This is a genomic window from Chryseolinea soli, assembly GCF_003589925.1.
Classification (GTDB): Bacteria; Bacteroidota; Bacteroidia; order Cytophagales; family Cyclobacteriaceae; genus Chryseolinea; species Chryseolinea soli.
Genome location: NZ_CP032382.1, coordinates 3,620,795 through 3,643,765, shown reverse-complemented (window position 1 = coordinate 3,643,765; position 22,971 = coordinate 3,620,795). Strand labels below are relative to the sequence as shown.

At 49.7% G+C, this 22,971-nt stretch carries 16 protein-coding genes; 10 read left to right on the top strand and 6 right to left on the bottom strand.

The window, feature by feature from the left end; translation table 11 throughout:
• Nucleotides 1-6: 6 nt before the first annotated feature.
• Nucleotides 7-3,108, bottom strand: a complete 3,102-nt coding sequence (locus tag D4L85_RS15650; RefSeq protein WP_119755170.1) for a SusC/RagA family TonB-linked outer membrane protein — start codon at nt 3,106-3,108, stop codon at nt 7-9.
• 446 nt (nt 3,109-3,554) lie between these two features.
• On the opposite strand from D4L85_RS15650, the gene D4L85_RS15645 reads away from it, so the two are divergent.
• Together D4L85_RS15645 and D4L85_RS15640 are read left to right on the top strand one after the other, a co-directional pair.
• Complete coding sequence (locus D4L85_RS15645; protein WP_119755169.1) at nt 3,555-4,880, top strand: APC family permease; 1,326 nt, start codon at nt 3,555-3,557, stop codon at nt 4,878-4,880.
• 59 nt (nt 4,881-4,939) lie between these two features.
• Nucleotides 4,940-6,691 (top strand): tetratricopeptide repeat protein, encoded by a 1,752-nt coding sequence (locus D4L85_RS15640; RefSeq protein WP_119755168.1) that lies wholly within the window; start codon nt 4,940-4,942, stop codon nt 6,689-6,691.
• A 20-nt stretch (nt 6,692-6,711) separates the two neighbouring features.
• Here D4L85_RS15640 and amaB read toward each other — a convergent pair whose 3' ends face one another.
• Together amaB and D4L85_RS15630 are read right to left on the bottom strand one after the other, a co-directional pair.
• Nucleotides 6,712-8,259 carry an L-piperidine-6-carboxylate dehydrogenase gene (gene amaB, locus D4L85_RS15635; RefSeq protein ID WP_228450917.1) on the bottom strand — a complete coding sequence of 516 codons (1,548 nt, stop codon included), beginning with the start codon at nt 8,257-8,259 and terminating at the stop codon, nt 6,712-6,714.
• A gap of 30 nt (nt 8,260-8,289) precedes the next feature.
• Nucleotides 8,290-9,189 carry a DUF1338 domain-containing protein gene (locus tag D4L85_RS15630; RefSeq protein WP_119758818.1) on the bottom strand — a complete coding sequence of 300 codons (900 nt, stop codon included), beginning with the start codon at nt 9,187-9,189 and terminating at the stop codon, nt 8,290-8,292.
• Nucleotides 9,190-9,410: 221 nt separating this feature from the next.
• Here D4L85_RS15630 and D4L85_RS15625 point away from each other — a divergent pair, with 221 nt between their 5' ends.
• From D4L85_RS15625 to D4L85_RS15590, 8 genes are all read left to right on the top strand, one after another.
• A complete protein-coding gene (locus tag D4L85_RS15625) occupies nt 9,411-10,505 on the top strand; it encodes a DUF4919 domain-containing protein (protein WP_119755167.1) in 1,095 nt (364 codons plus the stop codon).
• Nucleotides 10,506-10,674: 169 nt separating this feature from the next.
• The gene (locus D4L85_RS15620) at nt 10,675-12,519 is read left to right on the top strand and encodes an amidohydrolase family protein (protein WP_160143761.1); all 1,845 of its coding nucleotides are present in this window, start codon (nt 10,675-10,677) and stop codon (nt 12,517-12,519) included.
• A gap of 86 nt (nt 12,520-12,605) precedes the next feature.
• Nucleotides 12,606-15,029, top strand: coding sequence for an SMEK domain-containing protein (locus D4L85_RS15615; RefSeq protein ID WP_119755165.1), 2,424 nt, complete (start codon nt 12,606-12,608; stop codon nt 15,027-15,029).
• 144 nt (nt 15,030-15,173) lie between these two features.
• Nucleotides 15,174-15,506, top strand: a complete 333-nt coding sequence (locus D4L85_RS15610) for a PadR family transcriptional regulator (RefSeq protein WP_119755164.1) — start codon at nt 15,174-15,176, stop codon at nt 15,504-15,506.
• Nucleotides 15,503-18,145, top strand: a complete 2,643-nt coding sequence (locus tag D4L85_RS15605; protein ID WP_119755163.1) for an ABC transporter permease — start codon at nt 15,503-15,505, stop codon at nt 18,143-18,145. Before D4L85_RS15610 ends, D4L85_RS15605 begins: the two co-directional genes overlap by 4 nt.
• A gap of 247 nt (nt 18,146-18,392) precedes the next feature.
• Nucleotides 18,393-18,701: a hypothetical protein gene (locus D4L85_RS15600; RefSeq protein WP_119755162.1), complete on the top strand. Its 309-nt coding sequence runs from the start codon at nt 18,393-18,395 to the stop codon at nt 18,699-18,701.
• Nucleotides 18,702-18,714: 13 nt separating this feature from the next.
• Nucleotides 18,715-18,933 (top strand): putative antibiotic biosynthesis monooxygenase, encoded by a 219-nt coding sequence (locus D4L85_RS15595; RefSeq protein ID WP_119755161.1) that lies wholly within the window; start codon nt 18,715-18,717, stop codon nt 18,931-18,933.
• A gap of 10 nt (nt 18,934-18,943) precedes the next feature.
• A complete protein-coding gene (locus D4L85_RS15590) occupies nt 18,944-19,786 on the top strand; it encodes a sigma-70 family RNA polymerase sigma factor (RefSeq protein ID WP_119755160.1) in 843 nt (280 codons plus the stop codon).
• A 90-nt stretch (nt 19,787-19,876) separates the two neighbouring features.
• Here the strand turns inward: D4L85_RS15590 and D4L85_RS15585 are convergent, their stop codons facing one another.
• From D4L85_RS15585 to D4L85_RS15575, 3 genes are all read right to left on the bottom strand, one after another.
• Nucleotides 19,877-20,758 carry a PD40 domain-containing protein gene (locus D4L85_RS15585; protein WP_160143760.1) on the bottom strand — a complete coding sequence of 294 codons (882 nt, stop codon included), beginning with the start codon at nt 20,756-20,758 and terminating at the stop codon, nt 19,877-19,879.
• A gap of 130 nt (nt 20,759-20,888) precedes the next feature.
• Complete coding sequence (locus tag D4L85_RS15580; RefSeq protein ID WP_119755158.1) at nt 20,889-21,860, bottom strand: TolB-like translocation protein; 972 nt, start codon at nt 21,858-21,860, stop codon at nt 20,889-20,891.
• Nucleotides 21,857-22,852 carry a TolB-like translocation protein gene (locus D4L85_RS15575; protein ID WP_119755157.1) on the bottom strand — a complete coding sequence of 332 codons (996 nt, stop codon included), beginning with the start codon at nt 22,850-22,852 and terminating at the stop codon, nt 21,857-21,859. Before D4L85_RS15575 ends, D4L85_RS15580 begins: the two co-directional genes overlap by 4 nt.
• Nucleotides 22,853-22,971 lie beyond the last annotated feature (119 nt).

Genomic DNA, 22,971 nt, shown 5'->3' with positions numbered 1-22,971 from the left:
TTTGAATTAAAGACCGATGGTGATGCCTGCTACAAGCGAGCGTGAGATGGGATAAAATCCTTTGTCCACACCGCGCGAGAATTTTCCCGTATTGGAAAGGCCCGGATCAAAACCTGTGTACTTTGTGATGGTGAACAAATTATAGCCGCCCGCAAAAATACGGAGCCTGGTGAGCCCGATGCTCTCCGCGAGTTGTACGGGAAGGGTGTAGCCGATCTGAAGGTTTCTCAACCGAACATAAGAAGCGTTCTCCAGGAAATAGCTCGACGCAGTAGTGTAGTTGCTGTTGGGGTCGGTGTAGTTCAGCCGCGGAACGTCGGTTGCGGTGTTGGTGGCTGTCCACGAATTCAACAGATCGGGGGATGCATTCAGGCGATACATTTCCATCTTGAAGGCGTTATACATTTTGTTGCCCGCCGTGCCATTGAACATGAGGGTGAAATCAAAATTCTTCCAGCTGGCATTGAAGGTCAACCCAAACGACGCTTTGGGCAACCCGCTTCCAAAAGAGCGTTTGTCTTTGTCATCGATCACGCCGTCGTTATTGATGTCCACAAATTTAAAATCGCCGGGAGCTGCGTTGGGCTGCAGCTGTTCGCCGTCTTTGCCTTTGTAGGCATCGATCTCTTGCTGGGTTTGAAAAATGCCGGCCACTTCCTTCAGGTAGAATTCTCCGACTTGCGTTCCTACGGCCGTGCGGGTGGTGGCATAGTTGTTATACTCAACATAGCCATCGATAAATTCCTGTCCTTCATAGCCCAGCCGGGTGACCTTGTTTTTGGACGTGCCCACGTTGCCGCTGATGCTGTATTTGAAGGCACCCGACTCGTTTCTGTAGGTGGCGGTCACCTCAAGACCCTTGTTCTCCAGGTTCCCCGCGTTGGTTGTGGGTGCTTTCTGAATGCCGGCCGATCCCGGGGGGCGGCGTTCCACCAACATGCCTTCTGTTTTCGATTGATAGTAGTCGATGGTAAACGTCAGTTTATTCTCCACCAATCCCAAATCCAAGCCGATGTTGCTGGTGGTGGTCTGCTCCCACTTGATGCCGGGTGTGCCAATGCCAAGCGCCGTTGCACCCGTGGCCACAACCTGAGGTCGCGACGATCCGAAGGGATAGTTCACGGCGCTGGGATAATCAGGGTCGCTGCTCCCTATCGTGATCAACGATTGATACTTGTAGTCGCCAATACTCTGGTTACCCACCACGCCATAACTGAAACGGGGCTTCAGCTCGCTGATGAAATCGATATTGAAAAAACGTTCGCGATGAATGGCCCATCCGCCCGAAACTGCATAGAATGTTCCCCAGCGATTTTCGGGGCCAAAACGCGTCGACCCGTCTTTGCGCACACTGCCCTCAACGAAATACTTGTTTGCATAGCTGTAGGTAGCGCGTCCAAAGAACGACAGCAACCTGTTCTCGACGATGCCACCATAAGCATTCCGCGTGCCAATGCCCGCATCCAGCGCAGGCACGAGCGATGAAGGTTGCTCCAGGTTGGAACCTCCCACGGAGCGCGTTGCGTACCGTTCGCTCGACTGCCCCAACAGCACGGCGATGCTGTGATCGTTAAATTCTTTTTTGATGTTCAACAGGTTGTTGAAGATGGAAGAGTTTGTCCTGCCACGTTCCTGCCACGTGCGCGGCGTCTCCACGGTGGCGCCCGGTCCGAAGTTGTAGGCCGGCAAGAAGGTGTCGTTGTAAGTGTTCTCGGAGTTCACCCCAAGTTTGAATTGATAGGTGAGCCACGGCAAGAGCTTCAGGTCGGCACCCCAGTTCAACTGTATATAGTCATCCTGGTTCTTGTTGTTTTGCAACGTCTGTGAGCCGATGGGATTGCCCGCGCCCACAACACCCAGCAAAGGGTCCTGTCCGGCAAAGCCGTTGGGGCTGGTCGGGTCATAAATTTCCTTGTGCGGAAGGGCTGTGTAGAGCGACATGATCGGAGAAAAATCGGCGTTGCCTTGGCCAAGGGTTTCGGAAAAGTTCTTCAGGTCTTTGCGGACAAACGAAACGCCGAGGTTAATTTTTAAGTGATCGTGCAACAGATTTTTAAAATCCAGGTTCAGGCGCGAGTTGTAGCGATTCAACCCGGTGTTGATGACGGTGCCATTGTTTGAATAATAGCCGCCGGCAAAACTGTAGGTCACATCGTCGGTGCCGCCGGCAATGCTCAGGTCGTGCTTTTGCTCGAAGCCGGTTTTGAAATAGGCATCGGCCCACCGCGTGTCGGCAAACTTGGAATTGTCCATTGCCCAGGTGGGTGGCGTGAGCCCCGCATTGTTGTAGGCATTTTGCATGATGGCGTTCTTTTGCGCCTTGTTGACGGCTTCCACACCATTGAGGTTAACATCGTTGGCCGCTACAAAAGAGTTGATGGTGATTTTTGGTTTGCCCGACTTGCCGCGTTTTGTGGTGATGAGAATAACCCCGTTCGATCCGCGTGCCCCATAGATGGTGGCGGCCGATGCATCCTTCAACACCGAGATGCTTTCGATCTCTGCGGGGTTGAGGTAGGAGGGCTCGCTGGGAATGCCGTCGATGACATAGAGTGGCGAACTTCCATTGATGGTGCCCAGACCGCGGATCTGCACCACCGGCGCAGCACCCGGCGCCCCCGTGGCGTTGGCAACACTTACGCCGGCCACTTGTCCCTGCAGCGCGTTGAGCGCATCGCCCGTGGGTACTTTAATAAAGTTATCCATGTTGGTAGACGCCACGGCACCGGTGAGGTGACTCTTTTGTTGTGTACCAAATCCAACCACCACCACCTCCTGGAGTGCAGTGACATCCGCTTCCAGCTTAATACCCAACGTTGTTTGTGCAGGCGACAAGGTCACCTCTTGCGTTTTGTAGCCGATGAAAGACACAATCAACGCATTGTCCTCCTCCTTCAGCGCGATCGAGAAAGCACCGTTCGCATCGGTGGTCGTGCCATTGGTCGTGCCTTTAATGACGAGATTCACGCCGGGCATGACTTCTCCCGAAATAGCGTCCGAAACGGTTCCGGTCACGGTGCGGCTTTGGCCATAAACGGTTATCAGCGTACTCGAAATGAGCAAATGCAGCAACAGCATTTTTCTCCAAATTTGTAAACCTGTCTTCATACTCGTATGGGGTTAATAGATGTTTGGTGAGGTCCGATTCCCCGCAAAGGGATAGACGAAAGTATTCCTTAGCCCAACCAAAACTGAAATTTTGGACCTCTACATGAACTCTACAACGCACACGATATTTCCAAAAAGCAGCCCAGTTCATTTGAAAATCAACTTTCCTGAACACACCACCCAACCCAGTCCATCGACACGCGTGCATCGCAAACCGGGAAAATGAAGACGGGGGTTGAAACCTGTCTCCTTTATATAAGACATCCGTTTGCGGTTTCTATATATTATTGAGTCTCGCTCTTGCTTCCCGACTTTCCTCCCCAGTCTACTAACACGATCGCGGTCCGGTCAAACCCTTAATTGCACAACCGTAGAGTTGTTGTAGAGGTGACGCACCGACGGTATTCTTGAGGTCCAACCTATATTGCCCATTATCTATACAAGGCATGGAATCATCAGGAGAAGGTTTAAACCGGGCCATCGGCATCAAGAGCCTTGCGGCCAGCGTAGTTAATTTGACCGTGGGCGCGGGGATCTTTGCGCTACCGGCCTTGGTGGCCGAGAAACTGGGTCACGCCAGCACGGTGGCTTACTTGATTTGTGGTGCACTCATCTTCATGATCATGATGTGTTTCGCCGAAGTGGGGAGCCAGACGTCGACCAGCGGCGGGATCTATAAATATGTGGAAAGTGCGTTTGGTCCCTACGTGGGCTTTCTCACCAGCAACTTATATTGGTTTGGGTTTGGGATGATCAGCGATGCGGCCATCGCCAACGCGCTGTTTGAAATGATTGTGCTCTATGTTCCCGAAATAGATACGCTCTTTGGCCGGCTGATCTTTTTTCTGTTGGTGTTTGGTGGGCTGGCGTGGATCAATGTGCGCGGTGTGAAGTATGGCGCGAAAGTGATCTCGGCACTCACGCTGGCCAAGCTTTTGCCCATCGCCTTGTTGTTGTTTTTTGGCTGGCCGAAGATCGATGCCGGAAATCTGAAGTTGTGGGATGACTTCGAGTTCAATCATCTGGGAGAAGCATGCCTCATCCTGTTCTTCGCCTTTGTGGGGGGAGAAGCGGCATTGACCACCGGAGGCGAAATCAAGAATCCCAAACGTTCGGTGCCGCTGGGGTTGCTTTCGGGTATTGCGATCGTCATTCTCATTTACCTGGGCATCCAGATTTTGGCGCAAGGCATTTTGGGGGCCGACCTTTCGCTTTACAAGGAAGCACCGCTCGTGAAGATCGCCACCGTCATTTTTGGAAGTGTCGGCCCCACGCTTATTGTATTGGCTACTGCATTGGCCATACTGGGCGCGATCAGCGGCGACATCCTGGCGATGCCGCGATTCCTGTTCGCATCTTCAAAAGATAAACTCATTCCAGACATCCTGTCGTCCATTCACCCACGGTTTCGGACGCCCTATATTTCCATCATCGCCTATTCATTTTTGGCCTTTGTTCTTTCGCTCTCCGGCAGCTTCAAGGGGCTGGCCATTCTTTCCAGCTCGGCCAATCTCATCACCTATTTTGCTGTGGTACTTTCCCTTTGGAAGCTCAAGAAAAATGAGCGATTAGCCGCGGGCGAGCCGGGCATCCGGGTGCCCGTGTATCTCATCCCATTCATTTTGATCACCATGCTGTGGCTGCTTTCACATCTCTCGGCTAACGAGTATGCCGCACTCTTTATCTTTTTATTGCTTTGTTCCTTGTATTTTTTCAGAAAGCCCCTGGCGCTATGGCTGAAGAAAATCATGATTGTTGAAAAAAGCAGTTGATGCCGAGCGCCGGCCTGCTGGGTGGCGCCCCGTGTTAAATATTCTTACCTTAGCAGCCGATGAAGCGTCTTCTATTTCACTGCATCCTCGCCTTGTCTCTTCACTCGCTCGCGTGCCACGCCCAGTCGCTTCAACACCCTTGGGACGATGCCGCCAGCCTGGCGTCGATGACCGTCGAGAAACGCATTGAAGCTTATCTGGCTGCGGCTGATTTCTATAAGGACTCCTTGTTGCTCTCCACCACCTACGGCAATCAGGCCCTACAGCTTTCGCTCGAAAACAAAAATCTCCTGATGGAAGCACGGTCGAAACAAACGTTGGCCATGATCTATCTCGAGCAGGACCTCTACGACAAAGCGCTGATCTTCGCCTACGAAGCACTGGCCGACTACCAGAAACTCCACGACGAACAAGGGCAGCTGCTTGCCAACGGCGTTTTGGGCTGGGTGTATTACGACGCCGGTCAAACCGAAAAAGCCCTCGACTTCCACCAAAAACTTTTATCGGCCTATCAAAAAAAAGGAAGCAAAGAAGATGTGGTGTGGACCACGAATGCCATTGGTCTTGACTACAGTGTGCTGAAAAACTACGCCCTCGCACTGAAATATTTTAAAGCGTCGTTAGCCCTCAGCCGCACGCTGAACCAGCCCGAACGCATCTCGGCAAGTCTTAACAATATCGGGATGATGCAAACCGCTCAGGGTCTGTATCGCGAAGGCCTGACCTCGCTGAAGGAGGGCTACCGGTTGTCCATACAACTGGGCAACGTGCTGAAGCAAGGCGAAAACCTCAACCAGATGGGGAACACGTACTATCAAATGAACAAGCTCGACAGCGCCGAGTATTATTTAACGAAAGCCCGGGCCATCATCACCACTTCGAAAGCCAATGCAAGAAAAGAAAAGCTGATCGACAATTACGAGTTCAGCACCAAGGTGTACCTGGCCAAAAATGACTATCAGAACGCCTTTCAGTTTCTCACGCAATACATGAAACTGAAAGACGAAGTGATCTCCCTGGAAAAAAGTAACAACCTTACCAACGCGTTGATGGTGCACCAGACACAACAGAAGGAACAGGAAATAAAACTGCTGGAAAGCGAAAACAAATTAAAAGTGTTGCAGCGCGACGCCTTGGCCGGCGCCATTCTGCTCATCACCATCATTGGTGTTTTATTGTACAGCAAGCAAGTGACCACACAAAAGAAGGAACGCCTGATCCTGGAAGCTCAACAAGCGCTCACGCAAAAAGAACTGGCCCGTGCCTCGCTGGAGAAAGAAGCCTTTGAAAAGGAATACTTGCTGTCGGAAGCACAAAAGCAATTGGCTCAAAACGACCTGGAGCGTGCCAACCTGGAAAAAGAAGCCCTGCAGGCAAACCTCGATTTCAAAAATTCTGAGTTCACCAATGCCGCCATCCATTTGTCGCAGCGCAACGAACTGATCCGCTCGTTCCTCGACGAGTTGAAACAATTGAACCTGCGCTCACCTTCCGAATCGTCGAGCCGGATCACGAAAATCATCGATCATTTCTCGCAGGTTCAAGGCACCAACAAAGATGCAGAGGCGTTTCACCTGAACATGGAAGCGGAATACAAGGACTTCCTTTTCAAACTGACCACCCGCTTTCCCGATTTGACCGACAACGAAAAACGGCTGTGCGGTCAGATCAGGCTAAACCTTTCCATCAAAGACATCGCCTCCATCAACAACATCTCCGTCAAATCGGTGGAGATGGCGCGCTACCGGCTTCGCAAGAAGCTCAACCTGGAGCATGAAGAAAATCTTGGAGGCTTTTTGAATAGTCTTTAACCGACACCGCGCTTCGGTCCTCATTCTATCATTTCCAAATCAAACTGAATGCCTTGTGCCATCGGCAGGTTTGCGGCATAGTTGATGGCGTTGGTCTGACGACGCATGTAGACTTTCCAGGCGTCGCTTCCACTCTCGCGTCCGCCACCGGTATCTTTCTCTCCTCCAAAAGCGCCTCCAATTTCGGCACCCGACGTGCCTGCGTTTACGTTGGCAATGCCGCAGTCGCTTCCCGCCTGTGACAAGAACAACTCCGCCTCCCGCAAATCGAGTGTCATGATAGCCGACGACAGGCCCTGGGGCACATCGTTTTGCATGCGGATCGCTTCTTCGATGGTCTTGTACTTCATCATGTAAAGAATGGGCGCAAAGGTTTCATGCTGCACCACGGCATAATGATTCTGCACTTCTGCAATGCAGGGCCGCACATAGCAGCCACTTTCATAACCCGCACCTTCCAGCACACCACCCTCGACGATGAACATGCCACCCTCACGCTTACATTGCTCGATTGCCGCCACGTAACCTTCCACCGCACCCTTGTCGATCAATGGCCCGAGGTGATTGCTTCTGTCTAATGGATTGCCGATGCGAAGTTGTCCGTAGGCCTTCACCAGTTTTTGCTTCATGGAGTCATAGATCGCTTCGTGCACGATGAGACGGCGCGTCGTCGTGCAGCGCTGACCGGCCGTGCCCACCGCCCCAAACACAGAGGCCATCAACGCCATGTTCAGATCGGCTTGTTTCGAGATGATCACAGCATTGTTTCCACCCAACTCCAACAAGCTTCGCCCCATGCGTTTTGCCACGGCCACGCCCACAGCGCGCCCCATGGCCGTTGAACCCGTAGCAGAGATCAATGGGATGCGGCGGTCCTCGCTCAACCATTCTCCTACTTCACGCCCACCCATCACCAGGCAACTCACACCTTCCGGCACATTGTTTTCCTTAAACACATCAGCAATGATCGATTGACAGGCCACCGCACAAAGCGGTGTTTTTTCCGAAGGTTTCCACACACATACATCGCCACACACCCACGCCAGCATGCTGTTCCAACTCCACACCGCCACGGGAAAATTGAACGCGGAGATGATCCCGACAATACCAAGAGGATGATACTGCTCATACAGGCGGTGCGAAGGCCGTTCACTGTGCATCGTCAAGCCGTAGAGCTGGCGCGACAAGCCGACAGCAAAATCGCAGATGTCTATGATCTCCTGCACTTCACCCAGTCCCTCTTGCAGGCTCTTGCCCATTTCATACGACACCAGTTTTCCAAGTTCGGTTTTGTTTGCCCGAAACGCATCCCCTATCTGCCGCACAATTTCGCCGCGCCGCGGCACCGGCCACTGTCGCCACGCATGAAAGGCCGCCTTTGCTTTTTCGATCACGGCCTCGTAAGTGTCTTTGTCTGCTGCCGTGACCGTGCCGATATAATTTCCATCCACAGGAGAATAAGAGGCGATAGACGCTCCCTTGCTCTCCAGCCACTGTATTCCGGTTGATACACCGCGATTGTGATTTTTAAAATCGAACGCACGTTGCCCTTCCATGGACTTTGTCATGTTGTGTTGAATTAAAATGAAAGAAAAAACTTAGCTGATCTTGGTCGTCTGAGAGGAGTAGGTGCTCTCAAAAATCCGGTTTGCATTTTGGGCCTCAAAGCCCTCACGCCGGTGTTGGCGACCAATCTCCTGAGGGGGAAGATTACGAAACTGTGGAAGCACGCGCCGTTCGGCGAATTCAACATACGATCCGGAGATGGTGTGTTTCTCGCCGTTGGCAAACTCCGCTTCGATCATCTTGGCCACGGTTGAACTTTGCAGCAGCAAACCGTCGGGGCTCTGTTTATATTTTCCACCCGAATCGTTGAGCACAAAACCGTTTCGTTCCAGGAATGTATTAAATTCCTGGATGGTATTATAGCCCGGCTTCAGGGAATGAACGCTGATGGTGAAGTGGTTGAGGTAGTATTTGTTGTACATCACCCAAGCGGCATACTCGCTCTCTTCCTGCAACGCCAGATAATCCTGCAGGGTTGGGATGCTCCAGAAGTGGCTGTGCAAAAACGCATCGACTTTTGCCACATCGTTCAGGTCGAGGCTGTCAACCGGATCGCTATGCAACGTGCCGGTATATTTGCGAATCACTTCCTGGGAAGCTGGCGACAAATCACCGACGCGCAATTCGCTGATAAAAATGCGGGGAAAATTTTCAGCCGGGGGTGCATACCAATAGGCATTCAGTTTCTTCTCCGGAAAAAAATAATAGTCGCGCTTGGTGTAGCCGAGGTGAAGAAATACCTTCTCCAGCGACTGAATCCCCAAATGAGGCACTCCCAAACTACGGAACGCGATGTGATCGTTCTCGATTTCGCTGTCATTTTGAATCACACCCTCCTTCTTCATGGCCGCCATCACAGCCGACACATCCGGTACCCTTTCTTTATAGCGGCCCATCAGCCCCTTCAGGACGCCCTCCAATAGTTCATTCATAATGCGGTGCTTTTTGATTTTCAAGACAAATATATCACAGTCGCCAGAAACAACGATATTTTTAACCTCTACATGGCCTCTACAATGTTAAAATCATAGAAAGTTTGACATCAGAAATTTATTCATCAACGAACCTTTACGTTCATTCTGAATCTTTTCGGCAACGAAGTGCAATAAATTTGGCACAAAACTCGTAGTTTAAGTAACCTTAACCCCGACCTATGTTCCTCCGCCAATTGACCACCGTTTCGATCATCTTGTTTGGTCTGCTGCTTGCCGTTGATGGTTTTTCACAAAAAGACAACTACAAAAAGAACGACAAAATATCGAAAGCCGAAAACAAACGCTACGAGAAAGACCTCAAGGAACACCCCAACAGCGCGGAGCCACACTGGCGGCATGCCAATATTGTCGGGGCATTCAATTTCAGAGAAGCGGAGGAGGCCTGGAGATATTACGACAAGGCCTTGAAGATCGATTCAACCAACGCGGCCATCTGGTCTGACTTCGGCGACTACCTGCTCCGGGTACATGAAGATATGAGAACTTCCCTGTCCCTCTATGAGCGTGCACTAAAACTGGAACCGGATAACAAGAAACTTCAGAGCAAGGTGGACGAGTTGACAAAAAGCGTCGAGCAGATCCAGGAAACGGCTCGCCTTCGGAGCATCGGCAGATCGGCAAACAGAAAGATCGACCATGGCATCCAGTATTCGGTGATCACCAACTTCGATTCGCTACAGGCCATTACCATGAACGCAGAAAGTCCTTATGCGTATGAAAAGCTGCTCAAGCGATTCCTGGAAGATGATCTGCTGAATGAATGGGAAGTCTATCTTCTTTGCCTGGGTTATGCGAAGACGGAGACCTATAGTCCGTATTCAAATGTCTCAAATGATCTTTATAAGTACAACAAAGACGGCCAATACGACAAGACACTGGCGAGCGGGCAAGAATTGTTGAAGACAAACCCCGTCAGCGCGTCGTTGTATCGCGAGATGATGTACGCCTCTCGGCGTAAGGGAGAAAATGAAATAGCCGATCGCTACCAGCGCCGCGCACAGCGACTGTACGAAGCCATGATCTTTACAGGCGATGGAACCTGCGACAAGCCTTATATAACACTCACCACTACCGAAGAGTACGCGCTCATTAACTACCTTGGACTTTACAGCACCGGGGCGCAGGCTTTGACGAGATGTAACGGAGCGCAGACCGATCGCCTGAGCATTGTGGACCGGGATGAAAAAAAGGGTGAACTTTATTTCGACGTAACGCTACTTTTTAAAAAGTTGAGCGAATCGTTTAAAAAATAGACTTAGAGGTCGGTGAAGCCTTGAAGCCAAGGTCCTTCAAATCCAGGCAGAGCGCTTGCAAGTCCAGCGATTTTAATTTATCTTTCTTGTATGAGCCCATCATCGCCTTTCTCGAAAGGGCATGGTGGGCTTTTTTTATTACCTACCCCTGTACTTACCAGTTCTTCGCATGACGAATCAACGATACCAGGCACCTGCAAAAGATCCGATCATCAATTGTCATACACATATATTCACCGCCGATCACGTGCCCCCCTGGCTGGGACGGACATTCTTGCCATTGGGCACTTACTTTCTTTTGACTACCGGTTTCATCGTTGGCCTGGGCAAATTCTGGTTTATGGGGAAATTCATGAGAAGGCTCCGGAGGCTTCGCAGATCGCGGGTCTCTCAGTGGATGTATACGATCTCGTGGGCTATCCGAAGAACCTGGATTTCCGATTTTCTGGTAAGCACTGTCGGATATTGGCTTACCGCTCACACGTTCTTCTACGTCTACCACGTGGTTTCTTCTGTGATAAAACCAAACACCGGCGAAAAACAAGTGGATGATGTCTATCAGTGGTTTCGTCAGAGCCCGTTCTTCATGGATATTACCAATCCCTGGGGAAAAGTTGCTATTGCTCTGATCGTATTGTTGTTTTTCTCCTCTGGCCGGAACTTGATTCTATTCACCTTTAAAAAGCTCTTTCGCTTTCTCGCCATGCTGCCCGGCCCGGCGACGCGTGAGTTCCTTTTGCGCTATATTAATTTGGGAAGATTTGCTATCTACAGCGAACAATCCCGGATCTACAGTCGGCTTCGAAAACAATATCCCCCGGGCTCGGCCTTCGTCATCTTGCCGATGGATATGGAGTTCATGGGTGCTGGGAAACTCAAAAAAGAGCATCGTTTCAAGACCCAGATGCAAGAGCTCTCGACGATCAAGAAAAACCATCCCGAAACAACGTTTCCCTTTGTCTTTATTCATCCCGAACGAATGAAAGATACATCTTTCTTTGACTACGATCTCATCGATGGGAAGGTCGAACTAAAAAAGGCGTGTGATGTTTACCGTTACATCGAAAAAGAAAACTTTACTGGTTTTAAAATATATCCCGCGCTGGGCTACTATCCGTTTGACGAACAGCTACTACCCCTTTGGCGCTACGCCGCCGATCACGAAATACCCATCATGTCGCATTGTATTATCGGGACGATCTTCTACAGAGGGCCGAAATTGAGGGACTGGAATCAGCACCCCGTCTTCGAGGAAGTGCGGTCACTGGCAGCGGAGGAAGAAGAAGATTTCGGCATCCTGGAACAGCCCGAAGAAAAGAAGCACCGGAAACCAGCAGCTCCCACCGCTTACGAAAGGTTCCCACTGAAAATGCATGAACTTGAAAACAAAGAATTCCAACGAAATTTCACGCACCCGCTGAACTACCTGTGTTTGCTGGACGATGACCACCTGATCAAGGTTTTAAAGAAAGCAACCAACCCAAAAACCCGCGAAGTATTTGGTTTGAAGAACGGTAAGTTGGAATACAACCTTCAAAGGCTAAAGATCTGTCTGGCCCATTTCGGCGGGGATGACGAGTGGAAACAATACTACGAACTGGACCGGCACCATTTTGTTCATCAATTGACCATGAAGCCGGATTGGGGCATCGATTTCTTCGAAACGGACGGAGAACCCCGCCCCGGAAAAATCGGCCAGCTCTGGAAAAACAAAGTAGATTGGTATTCGATCATCTGTAGCCTGATCCTTCAATATCCCAATGTCTATGCGGACATCAGCTATATCGTACACAATCCCGAGATCATCCCGTTGCTAAAAAAGACCTTAGCCAAGGAAAATATCCGGTTACGCAGTCGTGTGCTTTTCGGTACAGATTTTTATGTGGTCCGGAACCACAAATCGGAACGAGAGATGCTCACCGAGTTACAAGCTGCCCTGAGCGAAGAGGATTTTGATCAAATTGCCCGCACCAATCCCCGGGATTACTTGTCTCGCAAAACATTTCATCCTTAACGCCCGTCATGTGTGCCGCGTCAAAAAACGAACTAAACTAGCAGACCAAATTAATTAGACGACAGCCTTAAAAAATACGCTCCAGTATGCTCAACAGTGGCAAATACTTCGACACGATCATCGAAAACATAACCATCCTTCGCAGGGAAATCGAATCTAAAGCAGCGTTGGGATTCACCGACCTCAACAAATACTGCGAAGATTTTGTAAAAGAAATACTCAATCGTGTTTACGGCTACGAACTCAAGAATCTAAATCAAAAGAGTTCATCCTTTCCGGGGCTAGACCTCGGAGACAAAACGGCGGGGATTGCCTTTCAGATTACATCCACGCGAACCAGTGAAAAAGTTGATGCCACGCTCCTCCAATGTCTCGACAAGAAGCACTATCAAACTTTCCAAAAGATAAATGTGTTCGTTCTGACGTCAAAACAAACGAGTTACACAATAAGAACTGTCACCGCACCACATTTTTCATTTGATTGGAAGGTGAATGTATTGGACTTTGATGATGTGTATGCAGATATCGCTGCACTTGATGTGGACCGGCGAAAACAACTAAGGGATTATATCCAAAAAGAGCTTCCGCATTTTCAGAAACGAATCAATTCAAGCGCTGGCAATGGCTGGGCACAGATCGGACAAATCGTTAAGGTCCTCGCACCGCTCGCCTTAACGCTAAGCGTCTTCGCTGCCATGAATTATCCGTCCTGGCTGACTTCGCGCTGCAACGAACCACTGGATCGCATCATCATTCTAACTTCTAAATTCTCACCCGGACCGCAAGATGATTTCGGCGTCAGTTTGAGGAGCCAATTGGCTATGGATATTGATGTTGATAGCATAAACACGGATTCATTGAATCGCTACCTAACCCTCACCGGAACTACCTTTAGAGACTCCTTGAAGTCAATCTTCAAAGAAAAATGCAGATCCCGGGGTCTTTTGATTTTTGGAAACTATAGCCTAGAATCGAAAAGAGTTGATTGCGGCATATTCGTCAACCTTGAAGATGTGGCAAAGAGAAACGGGGCATTGGTTTATGTCAAGAACCCCGATTCCGTGAAATTTGTCATTGACAATCAAGTAGAGATCATCTCCAAGTTCGTCATCGCGCTCCTGCTCGGCAGATCGGATCAGTCTTTGGATCGCTCCGAAAAACTCTTGCGCGAAGTATTGAAGTTGAACACGAGTAAGGCCAACAAACATTTCATTGCATATATTCATTTGTACTTGGGAAATGTTGCGTTTCGAAAACGTCAATACTATGACGCAAAAAAGGAATTCGCGTATGGCCTTAACCAAGGCGTCGACAACGCGTTTTTAGAGTACAACATGGGCGCAACTTTTCTAGCGTTGCATCAACGGGATTCCGCATCAAAAGCCTTTGAGCGAGCCGCACGCTTAAATCCAAAACTGAAGGTCTCACCTGAACTGTTGGCATTCGAAACATGGATTGCCGGTGAAGACATGTTTATCTTTCAGGATTCAAACAAGCTATTCGGACTTATGGATCTGGAGGGCCGAATATTGTTAAAGCCAAGTTATACCGATATTTCCCCATTTAAGAATGGGCTTGCTCGTTTTGAAGATCGCAAGGATCGAGCGCTGGTTGGTTTCCTCGATAAAAAAGGCCGTGTTAAAATTCCCGCCAAATTTAAAGATGCTACTTCATTTGACGGCGGGGTGTCGGTTGTTACTAATCTTGACAACAAATATGGAGTTATTGACACGACCGGAAGGACGGTCGTATCTTTCGACTATGATCAAATCGCTTCCCTAAAAAACGGAGAATTGTTCTTAGCCGCAAAGGGCGACCACATGGGAGTCATAAACAGAAACAATGAAGTTGTTGAACCCTTCAAATACATTTATACTGTCGCTGATTCTGGCTTTGAGACGCTCAGCCATAGCCATCGTATCACGTTTTCGGCCATTTCATACGACTATGATTTTGATGATGCATACCTGCTATCTGTGAACGAATCCCAGAGGGGTGGAAACTCAAAAAGCATAGATAAGAAATGGGGTCTGGTTGACATTAAGACGGGATATGTTACGGAATGCAAGTATGACAGGCTGATCGATGCAGGTTATCCCTATGTTGAAGCGTTCCTGAACAATCAAATCGCTTTGATAACGGCACAGGGTGACATTGTCGTTGATTTTGGCAGTGGATTTACTTCATTCCAATCACTCGGCACCCCCGGTAATAAAATGATCGTTGCCTGGAAAGGCAATCATACTCAATTGTTGCGGCTCGCCAACGGAAAAGTAGCAGAGACCATGCCGATCAGCGCCGACTCCTGCCATTATATCAGATATGCCGGCGCCGGCCGATTGTGTGGCCAGACCAGTGACGGCGCCATTTTGTTCGACCTTACGGGCAAACGAATTGCAAAAACGGATTGCGAAAATTTCCTTTCTTTTGATGATGAAGGTAAATCGACCTGCGAAGTTCGTGGATTAGCTCATGTCATCGATGTTAATGGAAACATGATTTCTCAATAGAACGTCTTTTGAAGAGTTGAAATCTATTCGCGCCCACAGACACCAGCATTTTTCATTGACAGTCTTTGCGTCCGCTGCCCTCAATCAAGCGTAGTTTGGATATCTCAAAATATTTGTCTTATTTACTTAACAAAATAGAAGCAAATGGGAAAAGAATACCTGGGCGAGTTTGAAGAGTTGGTGTTAATTCTGGTAGCCGCTCTTCAGGACGATGCGTATGGTGCGGCCATTGCCGAGGAAATAGAACGAAGGCTAAAACGCGATGTTACGCTCAGCGCCGTCCATGTCACCCTCTACAGGTTGGAGGACAAAGGCCACGTAAAATCTAAAGTGGGCGGCGCCACCAAGGAGCGCGGTGGCCGGCGCAAAAGAATTTTCACGGTCACCAGCGCCGGCATGGCCATGTTGAAGGCGATGAAGGAGACGCGTCTGGATCTGTGGAGCATGGTTCCTCAATTGAAGATGAGCGTATCATGAAAGAAAAAGATTCAACACCGCCCGCCTGGCTGTTCCGTTTACTTTCGTGGTTCTGCCCGGAACATCTCCTGGAGGAAATTGAAGGCGATCTCTTCCACCAGTTTGAACAAAATGTAAAACGTTTGGGAGCGGCAAAGGCGAAGTGGAGGCTGGCATGGAGCATCATCCGGTTCTTCCGCCCCGGGATACTTTTGAGAAATAAATTTTCGCCTCCCTTAAATTCATATCCTATGCTGCGCTATCACCTCAAATTCGCCACGCGTGCTTTTCTGAAAGATAAATTTTTCTCTACCCTCAATATTCTGGGATTGGCGTTGGGCATTGCCGTGGGCGTCGTCTTGTTGCTGATCCTTCAAAGCGACCTTTCGTACGACAAGCACTATGCCCTCCACGATCGCATCTACCGGGTGGGATGTCACCAGCAGCAGACCGGATTGGATATTCGTTGGGCCCGGTCGGCGATGAACCTGGGGATGGTACTGAAGACCGAAATGCCTGAAATAGAAGAGGTGGTTCGCATCAACCGGGATGGTTCACGCATATTGGTAAAACATGAAGGTCGCGATGGGTTGAAAGAGTTTTACGAGGAAGGAATCATCGATGCAGACACCACTTATTTTAAAGTATTTGATCATCCCTTTGTCTATGGCGATCCGAAAACCTGCTTGCAAACCGCCAATGCAGTCGTGGTAACGGAAACGATCGCGCACAAGTATTTTGGTTCCGAGGACCCCTTGGGACAGTCACTCGTCATTGGAAGTGACTCCTGGATCGTTACCGGTGTCATCCGGGACCTGCCCGAGAACACGCACCTCAAGTTCGACCTGTTGATGTCGAACCGGAACTTTGTAGAGGGAGAAAAGATCGCCTCGGAAAATTTCTGGAATCCGGGGAGCTATTTGTACATCGTGGTTCCGAAGAATTATGAACCACAGACTTTTCACGCAAAATTTCCGGCACTTTTTGACAAATATTTTAAAGCGTTTAGCGTGGAAGTAGACGGGAGATATTCTCCCATACTGGAGCCTTTAACGGAGATCCATTTTCATTCCGACCTTGACCAGGACGAGCCGCGGGGCAACATCGCCTATCTCTATGGTTTTGGGGCAACGGGCATCCTAATCATGCTCATGGCTTGCATCAACTACATGAACCTTTCGACGGCAAAGTCCACACGCCGGGCAACGGAAATCGCGATAAAGAAACTGGTTGGCTCCAACCGGCAACTCCTGGCCATTTCCATATTGGTCGAGTCGGTTTTCTTGTCACTGATCTCTCTGCTGCTTGCGCTTGTCATGGTGTATGGTGTCTTGAATTTCACGTCTTTTGATCAGTTGATCGGAAAGAATCTGGTCTTTGATCCTTTCCAAAATCCGGGGTTGATGGTGGTGTCGCTAGCGGTAGCGTTGTGCATCGGTTTATTATCGGGACTCTACCCTGCCATTTTCCTCTCTACTTCACCCCTGCTGACCGCGTTGAAGGGCAAGTTTAAAACAAGTCCATCAAACCGGCTGTTCAGAAAAGTTTTGATCACAACGCAATTTGCAATTTCCATTTTAGTGATCGTATGTACCTGGTTTATGGGCGATCAGATCGAATTTATCAGCAACAAAGCGCTGGGTTTTAACAAGGATAATATTTTGGTTTTGCCCATTCCGGATAGCGCGGTGGAGCACAACATTCCGGCCCTCAAAAATGCGTTGCTTCAAAATCCTCGCATAGCCGGAGTGACCACCGGGGGAACGGTGGTGGGAGCGAACGCGGGTGGAGCGATGAATTTCTGGGCAGAGACTTCTTCGGGGATGAAGCAATCGGGTTATGCGGTGATCTTCGTTGGCGAGGACTATGTTAAAACCATGGGCCTAAAGATCCTGGAGGGTCGTGATTTTAAGGCCGGCCCCGTGGCCGATGACGAAACACCCTACATCGTGAACGAAACCGCGGCCAAACGGCTGGGTTGGGGTGCTCACGCGGTGGGGAAGGCCATGAAGTTTTTTCATGGTGATATTCCCGGGCATGTGGTTGGCGTGGTCGAGGATTTTAATTTCAAGTCGCTGCGCAACGCGGTCGAACCGCTTCTGATCATTCGAACGAATAGCGAGAGCGGCTATCTCCACATCAAACTGAGCGGTGAAGAACTCTCCCAAACCATTTCCGACATCCAAGCGAAATGGACGCAGCATGCGCCCGGCCATCCCTTTGATTTTTTCTTTCTCGACCAGCGCTTCAACGAGCAATACAACGACGATGTGCGGCAGCATAAGTTGTTGTCGATCTTATCCGGCATATCTATCTTCATCTCCCTGTTGGGCTTGATCGGCTTATCGGCCTTTGCGGCAACACAGCGCGTTAAAGAGATCGGGGTCAGAAAAGTGTTGGGAGCAAACATCCCGGATATTCTTTTCTTATTATCAAAAGACATCCTCCTTCTGGTCGTCCTCTCGGCCGTGCTGGTGATCCCCGTTTCATGGTGGGTGATGACGCAATGGATGGAAAATTTTGCGTACAAAACCCAATTAGATTATTTGCTCTACATCGCGGTGACCGTCATGGCATTGATCCTGGTTTTTTTAACCATAGGCTTTCAATCGTTCAAATCGGCACGCGCCAACCCGGTCGATAGTTTGAAATACGAATGACGAGCTTCACTACCAGCCCTTCAATGATATTGTAAACCGACAAGGGGCAACAAGGCCCCGGGGAACCCATCGCACAGTCTTTATTTTATTCTGAACCGATTCAATCCATGTTTTCGCACGCACCCCCAAAAAGAGACGGGTTGTGAACGCCTGATTATCTGTGATTTATAAAAAAAGCGCCAATTCTTGTAAAACCGTGTCACGTTTTTCCGGGCTGTTTAGTCTTAAGCGAAACAAAACAAAAAATATGAAAGCAGTTAAAGTAACCTACACCGCAGCACGGGAGTTTGCAGAAAAGAACAACCAAAACATCCAGGCCTTTTTAGAAGAAGTCAAAGCGATCGGTGATCACGGCATGCGCTACCATGTTTTCCTGGCGGAAGATGGAAAGACTTTCACGCACCTGTCCATTTACAACAACGACGAGTCGCAGAAAAGATTCCTGGCACTGAAGACCTTCCTCTCCTTTCAGCAGCAACGCGATGAAAACCTGGAGTCCGAGCCACGCATTGAAATGCTCAACCTGCTGCATACCTCACACGCCATCTTTAACTAAACGTCTACACTACATGAAAACGCAGCCCAAACGATGGAAGATCTCCGTCCTTACCTGGATAGCGATCTACCCCACCCTTACCATATTGTTCGGCCTTTTTGGCGACATTTTTAACCGCATCAACCCCATGCCGTTAAGAACGCTGGCGATCACGCTCATTGTAGTGCCATTTATGGTATTTTTGCTGATGCCATTCCTGTTTAAAAAATTATCCAAATGGCTGGAATCTTAGCGAGCGACCAATGAAGAATTATCAACGGGTTCTTTTTCCATATGCCTATAACATCCTTGGCTCGGCCGACGACGCCAAGGATGCTATACAAGACGTCATGTCTGCTTTTCTCACGGCAAACCACGAGCATGTGGGGAACGAAAAGAACTACCTGATCCGGAGTGTCATCAACCGGGCCATCACCATCAAGAACAAAAAGAAGAAGCTACGCTATGGCGATGTGTGGCTGCCGGAGCCTGTAGCCACCGAAGGTGCCGATACGCAAGCCGACCTGAAAGATATCGTTTCCTACTCCCTGCTCATTCTACTCGAGCAACTCACAGCAAAAGAACGGGCCGTGTTCATCTTAAAAGAGGCCTTCAGCTACTCACATGAAGATATCTCGGGCGTGCTCTCGACTACGGTTGAGACCTCGCGAAAAATACTGAGCCGGGCCAAAGAAAAGCTAAAACAACAGCCGGCCAGCACCAGGCCTAAAACAGGTTCCTCTTCTGAAGTTCTCCACCATTATATCGCTGCCATTCGCGCACGGAACATCGAACAGCTGGAAGCGCTGCTCTCGCAAGACATCGCATTCCATGCCGATGGTGGCGCTAACATGAACATCGTCGCCAAGTATCTTTCCGGCGCGCACGAAGTTTCCGGTCTTCTACTCTATATCTACGACAAATACCAGACGGGTTTCTTTATTATTCCCGCGGAAATCAATCACGAGCCTTCGCTCCTGTTCTACTCCGGGTCAACCCTGGTAAGCTGCCAGGTGTTTGATCTTTCGCCCGAAGGAAAAATTCTACGGATCAACACCATCATTGATCCCGAAAAGCTCAAGAATATTCAGCTTCCGGTCAGGTAGGAGAATTGGGAACTCAATGAATATCCGGGTTCCTACATTTCTTCTTTCCTTGAATATCCATTTATCGGTTTCCTGATTAATACACACTGACTACCACGGAAAGTGCCGGGCGCTGATCCACTTCACATCGTAGTTGGTGCTATAAAAGAGATACTGCCCGTCCGGCGTCAGATAGGCACAGTATTCATACGTCTTCGTATTGAATTTACTGCCCATGTTTTTCGCAGGGCTCCACGTACCATCGCTGCTGCGCTGTGAATAGTAAAGATCGCCGCTGCCGTACGAATCGGCCCGATCAACGGAAGTAAAAATAAGGTATTGTTCATCCGGTGAGATCATGGGATCGTGTTCCATTTGCGCCGAGTTGATGGCCGGCCCAAGGTTTTCTGGAGTTATATACCCGCCATCGACGTGCCGGCTGACATAAATGTCATGCGATCCCAGCGTCCCCGAACGATTGGATGCAAAGTACAAATTGCCATTGGCCGCACGGGACATGTAGTATTCGGTACTATCCGAGTTTACACCTTCGGGATTTTCGGGCTTAGACCATGAGCCATCGGGTTGCGGGCGGATAAACCAGATATCGTAATCCGGAATGGTGTCGCCCGCATATCGGGGCCGGTTTGAAATATAATATAACGTTCCGTCGCGGGATATAAAGGGGTCTGCTTGCGAATACTCGGTTTCAGTAAACGGCGCCAGCACGGGCTTGCCCCAAGAACCTTCCCGCAATTCCGTCATGTAGATCATCCATTTCCCATGGCTTGATCTTGAAAAATAAAAACGCTCTCCATCCGAAGAAAAGGCTGCATTGAAGTCAAGCGAGTCGCTGCTCACAATTCCGGGAAGGAAAGGCAGGGCAATGGAATCAGGCAAAGGTTGGGGATAGTTGCCCGAAATCTGGCGTCGCTGGTCACGGACGCACTGCATCATCAGCATCGTGAGGGCTATCAGGAAAAGATTCTTCATGGATTTATCCAAAACCATAGGCGATCGCGATTTATTTGCTCTAAATTACTATTACCATCTAACGTCATTTTAATGGTAAAGTTATGGTTATATTAAAAATCGACGAGTTGATGTTCGACGGGCTAAAAAATTACTTCGATTTTACAATTTCATCGAGGTCGATCTGATAGATGTTACCCAACCCGTTGAGCGTGCCCCGGAAAAACTTTACCAGCTCGGGATACGTGAGGGGCGCGGTGGGCTTTCGCAAGGTTGTAAAATCGCGTTCTGAAGTAAAGAACAGGTATTTGCCGTCGGGCGAGATCCGTGGACTGTAGTCGCGAAACGGGGAGTTTATTTTTGGGCCTGCATTCACGGCCTCGTGCCATTGTCCTTTAACCTGCCGGCTGATGAAGATGTCGAAGCCACCCAGTCCATCCGGTCTTCCGGCGGCGCCAACAAGAATATAGCTTTCATCAGGCGCAATAATGACATCCAGCTCGAAGGCATCCGTGCTCACGGCGTTCATGCGCTCCGCTGTTTTATACGTTCCATCCACGCGTTTGCTTGAGTATACATCGGAACCGGTTTGGTTTCCAGTGGAGTCGGGACGTGTTGAGCTGAAGTAGATGTTTCCGCTGGCAGCCATCGAAGCGAAATGTTCGTCGAATGCGGAGTTGACCGGTTCGGGAAGGCGGGTTGGTTTCCCCCACCCGGTTCCTGTGCGTTGCACCATCCAGATGTCGTAGTCATGCTTGGCCTCATCGCCCACGGGTCTGTCGGATGCGAACAACATCGTTTCTCCGTCGGGCGCAATCACCGGGTCGAAGTCACGGTAGGTGCCGGAGAAAGGCGCAACCTGTGGCGCAGTCCACGTTCCGTTTTTGAATTCTGAAAAGCAGATGGTATAAAAATAGGATCCCGGCACGCTCTTGGAGAAGAATACTGTTTTTCCATCGGGTGTAAACGTTCCACCGAATTCATCATCCGGTGTAGAGATAATGCCTTCGCCAAATAAGGTGATGGTATCGGCTTTGTCCTTCTTGGCAAACGGTAAGGCCTGCGCTATCGCCGCAGATGTCAGCGTGATGAACAAGCCGATCTGGACCAAACGTTTTGTCATTGCCCTTTTGTTTTCAATCCGTCTGTACTCACGGCATAGATGTTTCCCAAACCATTCAGCGTGCCGTGCAACTGCTTTTCCAGCTCCTGGTGATTGAGCTTTTTGGCCATTGGTATCGATGCAAAATTTCTTTTGCTGGTGAAAAAGAGTGTCTTCCCATCGCGCGACACAGCGGGACTTCCGTCGTCGGCGACCGAGTTCAAGGGTTCGGGAAGAATCGTTGGCTTTGACCACGTTCCCTGGATCTTGTAGCAGATGTATAAGTCGCTTCTCGGATAAATGACACCCTGCTTCGGAACGATCATGTCGTCGTTTCCGGCCGAAGTAAACAACAGGTAACTTTCATCGGGCGCGATGCAGGCATCCAAGGCCGGCAATACGGTGTTGACCACTTCGCTCAGCTCCTCGGGTGCCTGGTATTCCCCATTCGTCAACCGCGATACATACATGCGTACATCGCGGCCGTTTCTCCCGCTGCTCAGATACATGTCGCCGGTGTTAGCAAACGAACAGGCATATTCGACATACGGGCTGTTCACCGCTTCACCGAGGTGGACCGGCTCACTCCAGCCGTTTGTCTTTCGTTCGACAAACCAAATGTCGCTGTCGTTTTTGGCTACACCGGTTGTCACGGGTCGCGTTGACATGAAGTAGAGTTTGCTGCCGTCTGCGGAGAACTGCGGATTGAAGTCGCGATACTGCCCCGAAAACGGAGCCACTTGCACGTTGGCCCACGATCCGTTTTTATTTTCCACAAAACAGATCGCGATGTAATTGCTCCTCCCGGTTGTGGGCGCACGTTTACAAAAGAAGAACAGCTTCCCATCCGGCGACAACGTTCCGCCAAACTCATCGTCTTCGGTCGAAAGAATACTTTCGGCCATGATCACGGGAGTTGCCACGGCCGCATCTTTCATACGAAGCGATGGGTGTATCGATGCAGAAGCAATCGACAGACAGATTGCGTATAGCCAGGGGAATAAGAGATTCATAGGATTGATCCATGCACCGGCAGGTCGATACAATATTAGATACAAATATGCTCTTTGTCATGCCACGCCCTGGGGGATGGATTGGGATGGTTATTTTTCTCCTGGCATTGCCGTTGTTG